Here is a 5739-nt window from a genome sequence, read left to right as displayed (position 1 = left end):
CCAGCGCGACTCCGCGCCGCCAGAGCACGGCGTCCGAAGTCAGAGGCACAGCACGCCCGTTGGGGCCCGCGCCGACGGTGGCCGCGATCCAGGCGAGCACGTCCTCCGCATTGACGGAGCCGCCCAGTCGCGTGGCGAGGTGCTCCGTCAACCCGGGGAGCAGATTCGGTTCACGGCCGCCGCGGCGCCGGTGGAGCGGCCTGATGCGTCCGGGGCGGCCGGCGGCGCAGTGACCGTCGGGCAGCAGCGTCGTGAAGGTGACCAGAGGGCCGGGGCGGCGGGGGTCGTGCGCCGTCTCGACCAGATGCGTCTGCTGATCGTCGCCGACGCGCCACAACTGGGGCCGTGCCCCGTCGATGAGCCGGTGGTCCGGGATGAGCCACTGCTGGTCGTACGGACCGTGCAGCACCCGCACGGGCTCCGGGCAGCGGCCGCTCTCCCGCGCGAGCGGGCCGTCGTGGGAGGGGCTGCCCGGCAGTGGAGCGGGCATGCTGTGCAGGTCGCGGGAACGACTCGGTCCGAACAGCGCGGCCCGTGCTGTCTCCTCCTCCGTGTCCCGCAGGAGGTCCCAACGCCTTTGCAGCCAGGCCGGATCCGGCGCCAGCACCCACTCGCGGCCCAGCCGCATCGGGGCCACGGACCACGGCATGACCTCATCGAGCAGGGGCGCGTCGAGCAGATGCGCGTCCTTCGGGCCGGGGCCGTCTTCGCTCACCGCTCGATGCTACGAGGGTGTGCGCACCGCCGTCATGGGCGCGTCCGGGGGGAGGTGCCGCTCACGGTCCGGTCTCGGTGCCGCACCCCGGTGCAGTACCCGGTTCCGATTACCGGGCCTCGACCGTCACCGAGAAGGAGAAGCGGTCGCCGCGGTAGTGGATGAGGGCGACGTCCACCACCCGCCCTTCGGCGTCGTAGGTCACGCCGGTGTAGTGCAGGATCGGGCTCAGCAGCGGCACGTCCAGGAGCTTCGCCGTCTCCGGGTCGGCCAGCCGGGCCTCGACCGTGTCGGTGATCCGGCTGATGCGTATGCCCACGCCGTCCCGGAGCACCTTCGTCATCGGCCAGCCGCGTTCGAGGTCGGCGGGGTCGATGTGCCGGGCGGCCTCGGGGTGGATGAAGTTCTCGGCCCAGTTGGTGGCTTCGCCGCTCTCCGGGTCGTACCGCAGCCGGCGGTACGCCGTCGTCTCGCCGATGTCCGGGAAGTGCTCGGCAAGTTCGGCGGGTACGGGTGTCAGCCCGTGGTGCAGCAGCGTCGTACGGTCGCCCGACTGCTGGGCCACGATGGTGTCCACCGAGCCCAGCAGCCGTACGGGACGCGTGCGGCGGGCGTCCGGCTCGATGAAGGTGCCGCGCCGCCGGTACCGGCTGATCAGCCCTTCGGTCTCCAGCTCCTTGAGCGCCTGCCGCATGGTCAGCACGCTCACGCCGTAGTGCTGCGCCAGCCGTTCCTCCGTCGGGAGGCGCAGTGGCGCTCCCGGGGCCCGGCCGAGTATGGAGGCGCGCAGCGATTGCGAGACCTGATACCACAGCGGCAGCTTGCGGTTCAGCTCCAGCGAGTCGGGAGCGAAGACGGTCACGGTGCCTCCGGGGCGCTCCGGGCACGGGGCGTGGACTGGGCGCGGAAAGAGCACGCCCCGCGCGGTGGTTGGCTGCTCAGGGCCGGGTGTCGGGGCGGAAATGCCGCTGCAGACCCTGCCACACGTCGTCGTAGCCTGGCTGCAGGTGTTCCGCCTCCAGCGCCTGCGCCGTGGGAAGGACCGGCCAGCGCGTCTCGAACATGAACGCCAGCCCGTCGTCCACCTTCTGCGGCTTCAACTCGGCTGCGCTCGCCCGCTCGAAGGTCTCCCTGTCGGGCCCGTGCGCGGACATCATGTTGTGCAGCGAGCCGCCGCCCGGTACGAACCCCTCGGCCTTCGCGTCGTAGGCGCCTTCGAGCAGGCCCATGTACTCGCTCATCACGTTGCGGTGGAAGTAGGGCGGTCGGAAGGTGTCCTCGCCGACGAGCCAGCGCGGTGCGAACACCACGAAGTCCACGCTCGCCAGCCCGGGTGTGTCCGACGGCGAGGTGAGCACCGTGAAGATCGACGGGTCGGGGTGGTCGTAGCTGATGCTGCCCAGCACGTTGAAGCGGCGCAGGTCGTAGAGGTACGGAACGTGGTTGCCGTGCCAGGCGACGACGTCCAGCGGCGAGTGGTCGTAGCGTGCGGCCCACAGGTTGCCGCAGAACTTGTTGACCACCTCGACGGGACGGTCCCCTTCCGCGTCCTCGGCCCCCTCGTACGCGGCGACGGGGCTCAGGAAGTCCCGCGGATTCGCCAGCCCGTTGGCACCGATGGGGCCCAACTCGGGGAGCGTGAAAGGCGCTCCGTAGTTCTCGCAGACGTAACCGCGGGCGGTGGCCTCCAGAAGCTCCACCCGGAAGCGCACGCCGCGCGGAATCAGCGCCACGTGGCCGGGCTCCGCCTTCAGCATCCCGAACTCGGTGCGCAGCAGCAGCCCGCCCCGCTCGGGCACGATCAGCAGCTCGCCGTCGGAGTCGCTGAAGACGCGGTCCGTCATGGACGTGTTCGCGGCGTAGAGGTGCACCGCCATCCCGGAGCGCTGGGTCACGTCGCCGTTGCCGCCGAGCGTCCACAGACCGGCGAGGAAGTCGGTACCGTGCTGCGGTTCGGGCAGCGGGTCCCAGCGCAGCCGGTTCGGATCGGGCGTGGCCTCGGTGAAGGGGGCGCTGTGGAGGTTGCCGTTGCCCGTGCGCTCGAAACGGGGGTGGGCGGCCGAGGGCCTGATGCGGTACAGCCAGGAGCGGCGGTTGGAGGCGCGCGGCTCGGTGAAGGCCGTACCGCTGAGCTGCTCCGCGTACAGGCCCATCGGTGCGCGCTGGGGAGCGTTGCGGCCGAGCGGCAGCGCTCCGGGGACGGCTTCGCTGCTGTGCTGGTTGCCGAAACCGGAGAGGTAGCTCAGGCCCTCCGCCGTCTTGCGTGCCTGCTCCTGGTCGCTCGTAGCACTGCCCGCACCACCGGTGCCGAGGTTCATCGCCTGCTCCCGCCGTTCATGTATCCCCCTGGATTCCTGCATAAGACCATAGGAATGCGCGGTGTCCGCGTCAATGAGGCGTGCGGGAGCGGCGAGTTCGCCGGTGAGAGGCGCCCGCGCCGGCGCCTTCGCGACGGGTAACGCCCGTCACGTTGATCCGCGGCCCGGGCGAAGTTCCGTGTACAGGGCCTACAGTGCGGTGGCACGGAGTGACATCAGCACCGTCCGAGGGAGCGCGCCATGACCGCGACCGGTACGACCCGTTCGTCCACCGAGCCCGCGGCAGCCGGCGCTGCCGCCGCATCCCCCTCCGAGAGCACCGCGCTGCGCATCTGTCCCCTGTGCGAGGCGACGTGCGGGCTCACGGTCACGATCGCGGACGGACGGATCACAGGTGCCCGCGGCGACCGTGAGGACGTCTTCAGCCACGGCTTCGTCTGCCCGAAGGGCGCCTCCTTCGGTGAACTCGACGCGGATCCCGACCGGTTGACGCGTCCCCTGGTGCGCGATCCGGACGGGAACCTGCAAGAGACGACCTGGGAGGAGGCGTTCGGCGCCGTCGCCGCAGGGCTCGGCGCGGTCCTCGCGGACGGCGTCCCGGACGCGGTCGCCGTCTACCTGGGCAATCCCAACGTGCACAACATGGCAGGCTCCCTCTACCCGCCGCAGCTCCTCGGGGCCCTGCGCACCCGCAACTTCTACACCGCCAGCACACTCGACCAGATGCCCAAGCACGTCTCCTGCGGCCTGCTCTACGGCGACCCGCAGGCCATCCCGGTCCCCGACGTCGACCGCACCGACCATCTGCTCGTCCTCGGCGCCAACCCCGTCGAGTCCAACGGATCGCTCGCGACCGTGCCCGACTTCCCGGGCAGGCTCAAGGAGTTGCGGCGACGCGGCGGACGTCTCACCGTGATCGACCCCCGACGCACCCGCACGGCGAAGCTCGCCGACCGGCACGTGGCGATCCGGCCCGGCAGCGACGCACTGCTGCTGATGGCCATGGTGCAGGTCCTCTTCGCCGAAGGGCTGACGGACACCGGCACGCTGGGGGAGCACCTGACGGGCGTGGAGGAAGTACGGGCGCTCGCCCAGGAGTTCACGCCGGAAGTCGTCGAGGACGCCTGCGACGTGAGTGCCGCCGAGATCCGCACGCTGGCCCGCGAGGTGGCCGGTGCCGGACGCGCCGCCGTCTACGGGCGCGTGGGCTCCTCCACCGTGGAGTTCGGCACCCTCACCAACTGGCTCGTCGACGTCGTCAGCGCCCTCACCGGCAACCTCGACCGGCCGGGCGGCGCCATGTTCCCCCTCTCCGCCACGGCAAGGGCCCCCCGAACAGCCGCCCCCGGCAAGGGCTTCGAGCTGGGCCGCTGGCGCAGCAGGGTCAGCGGACACCCGGAGGCCAAATCGGAACTCCCCGTCGTCGCACTCGCCGAGGAGATCACCACCCCCGGGGAGGGCCGCGTACGGGCGCTGCTCACCCTCGCCGGCAACCCGGTGCTCTCCGCACCCGACGGCGAAGGGCTGGAACGGGCCCTGGGCGAACTGGACTTCATGGTCAGCCTCGACCCGTACCTGAACGAGACCACCCGCCACGCCGACGTGGTGCTGCCGCCCGCGAGGCCCAGCCGCACCCCGCACTTCGACTTCGCCTTCAACGCACTGCCCGTACGGAACCAGGTCCGCTACACCCGCGCCGTCATCGAACCGGGGGAGGGCGAGCTGACCGAGAGCGAGATCATGGCGCGGCTGCTGCTCTGCCTCCAGGGCGCCCCCGCCGCGGACCCGGCCACGGTCGACGAGGCGGTCATCGGACGCATCCTCGCCAAGGCGGTCGCCGAGACCGGCTCGCCCGTGCACGGCCGCGACCCCGAAGCCCTCGCCGCCCAACTCACCGGCCGCAGCGGCCCGGAACGGCGACTGGATGTGATGCTGCGCCTCGGGCCGTACGGTGACGGCTTCGGCGCGGACCCCGACGGGCTCTGCCTGGAGAAGCTCCTCGCCCACCCGCACGGCATCGACCTGGGCGCACTGCGCCCGCGGCTTCCCGAACTGCTGCGCACCCGCTCCGGCACCGTCGAACTCTGCCCCGAGTCGCTGCGCGAGGAGATCCCCCGGCTTCGCGCTGCGCTGCACCGTCGCACCGTGGGAGACGCCCTCGTGCTCGTCGGACGGCGCCATCTGCGCTCCAACAACAGCTGGATGCACAACGTCCCGGCCCTGCGCGGCGGCACCAACCGCTGCACGCTGCAACTCCACCCGGACGACGCCTCCCGCCTCGGCCTCACCGACGGCGCGGACGCCAGGATCAAGGGCGCCGGGGGAGAGGTGACCGCGCCCGTGGAGGTGACCGAGGCGGTACGCACGGGTGTCGTCAGCCTGCCGCACGGCTGGGGCCACGACCGGCCCGGCACCCGGATGCGGGTCGCCGCGACCGATCCGGGCGTGAACGTCAACCAGCTCCTCGACGGCACACTCCTCGACCCGCTCTCCGGCACCGCCGTGCTCAACGGCTTCCCGGTGCAGGTCTCGCCGGTCCCGGCTCCGGGCGCAGGGTGACCGGTACGGTCCCGCCCGCGCGACGCTGGCTGCTGCGCCTGGTCACCTCCTTCACCTTCTCGCAGGGGGCGGTGAGCATGGCGCGGCCGTCCGTCTCGTACCACGCGCTGGAACTCGGCGCCGACGCCCGCGCCGTCGGCGTCATCA

General features: G+C 71.9%; 4 protein-coding genes and 1 pseudogene. 2 read left to right on the top strand and 3 right to left on the bottom strand.

Going from position 1 to position 5739, the window contains the following annotated elements:
- The 3 genes from H5J26_RS27660 to hmgA form a co-directional block, all read right to left on the bottom strand.
- The coding region (locus H5J26_RS27660; protein WP_309238092.1) for a type ISP restriction/modification enzyme at window positions 1-715 on the bottom strand (715 nt) is incomplete at its 3' end.
- Window positions 716-824: 109 nt separating this feature from the next.
- Window positions 825-1577, bottom strand: a complete 753-nt coding sequence (locus H5J26_RS27655) for a GntR family transcriptional regulator (RefSeq protein ID WP_181768701.1) — start codon at window positions 1575-1577, stop codon at window positions 825-827.
- A gap of 76 nt (window positions 1578-1653) precedes the next feature.
- Window positions 1654-3033 (bottom strand): homogentisate 1,2-dioxygenase, encoded by a 1380-nt coding sequence (hmgA, locus tag H5J26_RS27650; protein ID WP_181768700.1) that lies wholly within the window; start codon window positions 3031-3033, stop codon window positions 1654-1656.
- Window positions 3034-3273: 240 nt separating this feature from the next.
- On the opposite strand from hmgA, the gene H5J26_RS27645 reads away from it, so the two are divergent.
- Window positions 3274-5592: a molybdopterin oxidoreductase family protein gene (locus H5J26_RS27645; RefSeq protein WP_181768699.1), complete on the top strand. Its 2319-nt coding sequence runs from the start codon at window positions 3274-3276 to the stop codon at window positions 5590-5592.
- Window positions 5589-5739 (top strand): annotated as a pseudogene (locus H5J26_RS32335) (MFS transporter); the annotation flags it as partial. The gene H5J26_RS27645 and the pseudogene H5J26_RS32335, both read left to right, overlap by 4 nt.

Origin of the sequence: Streptomyces albidus (ex Kaewkla and Franco 2022), assembly GCF_013870515.1 — a bacterium.
GTDB lineage: Bacteria > Actinomycetota > Actinomycetes > Streptomycetales > Streptomycetaceae > Streptomyces > Streptomyces albidus.
This window is presented reverse-complemented; position numbering and strand designations above follow the sequence as displayed.